Source organism: Prevotella sp. TCVGH, from assembly GCF_023522295.1.
GTDB lineage: Bacteria > Bacteroidota > Bacteroidia > Bacteroidales > Bacteroidaceae > Prevotella > Prevotella timonensis.
The window spans coordinates 1-2,527 of the sequence record NZ_QFFX01000123.1 but is presented as its reverse complement, the minus strand read 5'-3'; the positions used below and the strand labels follow the sequence as shown (position 1 = coordinate 2,527).

General features: G+C 35.1%; 1 pseudogene. It reads left to right on the top strand.

The features are described 5' to 3' along the window. Nucleotides 1–83: 83 nt before the first annotated feature. A pseudogene (locus tag DEM91_RS12345) lies at nucleotides 84–2,447 on the top strand (SusC/RagA family TonB-linked outer membrane protein); the annotation flags it as partial. Between the last annotated feature and the right edge of the window lie 80 nt (nucleotides 2,448–2,527).

Genomic DNA, 2,527 nt, shown 5'->3' with positions numbered 1-2,527 from the left:
TATACAATGCTGTTTTTCTAATGGCGGTCATTAGAAAATGACAAGAAGCTTTTTCTAATGACCGATTTGGGTTAAAAGATGCTGCCGCTAAAGCTATTTATGGATCAAAAGCAGCAAATGGTGTCGTTGTGATTGAAACCAGAAAACCTGAAACCGGTAAATTAAGAATTTCGTATAAAGGAGATTTGAACTTAACAATTCCAGATTTGACAGGCTATAATCTTTGTAATGCTCAAGAAAAGTTTGAAGTAGATAAAAAACATGGAGTATATTCAGATCCATGGTTTTGGGAGCAATATTTAAACAGCATACAAGCGGAAATTGCCCGCGGTGTAGATACTGACTGGTTAGCTCAACCCTTACACACAGGATTAGGACATAGACATTCAGTTTATTTAGAAGGTGGTGATGAGCGAATTAGATATGGAGTGGATTTATTATACAACGATATCAAAGGAGTAATGAAAGGCTCTGATCGTAAAACTTTTTCTGGAGGATTTGTTCTTTCTTATCGATATAAGAATTTATTATTTCGCAATCAATTCAATACAAGCTTAAATCATGCAGATGATTCTCCTTATGGCTCATTCTCAGAGTATGCAGAACTAAATCCATATTGGACTCCATACGATGAAGCTGGTAATCTTAAAAAGGTTGCAGGTTCAACAGGTGGGGGTGGATTAATTGGAGTTACTAAAGGAAACCCCTTATGGAATACGACGATTGGCACTAAAAATTTTAGTAAATATACGCGTTTAACAGATAACTTTTATATTGAATGGCAAATATTAGAGACCTTAAAATTAAGAGGTCGATTAGGATTAACTAAAATCTTCAATAAAAGAGAAGATTTTTATCCAGCATCCCATACCTACTTTTTAGGATATTCAGAGGAACGAACTTTTGAAAAAGGGCAGTATAGCAAATCGAATGGAGAGTCCAGTTCTATTTCTGCAGATTTAACAGCAAATTATTCTTTATATTTGAAAAAACATCAGTTACTCGTAAATGCGGGTTGGAGCATGCAGCAGAATCAATCTGAATCAACCCAGTTTAAAGTAATAGGTTTTCCGAATGACAGGATTAATTTTATTGCATCGGGATTAAAACCAGATAACATTCAACCTTTTTCTGGAAGTGAAGGTATTAACCGTTCTATTAGTTTTTTGTCAGCATTGAACTATTCTTACGATGATCGCTATTTGGCTGATTTATCTTATCGAGCAAGTGCCTCTTCTCTTTTTGGAAAAGAAAACCGTTGGGGACACTTCTGGGCTGCTGGTTTAGGGTGGAATTTACACAAAGAACATTTCCTTAAAAATGCGTCTTGGTTAAAGCAATTTAAGTTAAGAGCATCCACGGGCTATACTGGTGCACATAACTTCAGTTCTTATCAAGCTTTAGCTACATTTGGTTATTATCAAACACAAGTTTACGATAATTGGATAGGTTCATATTTAATGGCTCTGCCAAATGATAATTTAAAATGGCAGAAAACGTTAGATTATAATATAGGTGTTGATATTAATGTGATGAACCGTTTAAGCGTCCGGTATGATTATTATACACAGAAAACAGAAGATCAACTCCTGGCTCTTACGATACCTCCATCAATGGGGTTCCGTAGCTATATGGAAAATTTGGGAAGTACTGAAAATAAAGGTATGGAACTTAAATTAAATGCACATTTATTGTATGACCCCGCAAGTAATAGGTATTTAAGTACATTTTTTTCTATTGCGAAAAACTCAAACAAGTTAAAAAAGATATCTAACGCATTAAAGAGTTATAATGATGAAGTAGATAGTGAAATTCAAGGAGGAAAAACGAATAAGCCTCAATTGCATTTTATTGAGGGTGAATCTATGAATGCAATATGGGCTGTGCGATCTTTAGGTATAGATCCTGCTACAGGCGATGAAGTGTATTTAACCAAAAATGGCGACAAGACGATGGTTTGGAGAACGGAAGATCAAGTGGTTTGTGGAGATGCAATGCCAAAATATACAGGAACTTTTGGAGTTAATGTTGATTATAAAGGAGTTTTTATGAATATGTCTTTCTACTATCAATTAGGAGGACAAGTTTATAATCAAACTTTGGTAAATCGTGTAGAAAATGCATATGTAGGATTAAATGTTGATAAGCGAATATACGATGCGGTATGGAAGCAACCTGGTGATATCGTAGATTTCTCTTATAGTCCTGCTAAAGTAACTAAGCCCAGTTCACGTTTTGTACAAGATTTAAATGAACTTCGTTTTTCAACTTTGAATATTGGTTATGATTTTCGTAATACGGAATTATTAACTCGTCTTAAAATTTCTCAGTTGAAAGTTAGTTTTTATATGAATGACATTTTTCGTGCATCGACAGTGAAGGTAGAAAGAGGATTAGATTATCCTTTTGCTCGTACCTATTCATTTTCTTTACAAGCAACCTTTTAATTGGTAAGTTACTATGTTTGCAAAGGCTAACACACGGAGACAAGTCGGATGCCGCTCTTCGGAGGCTTCGCGCCTCCGGC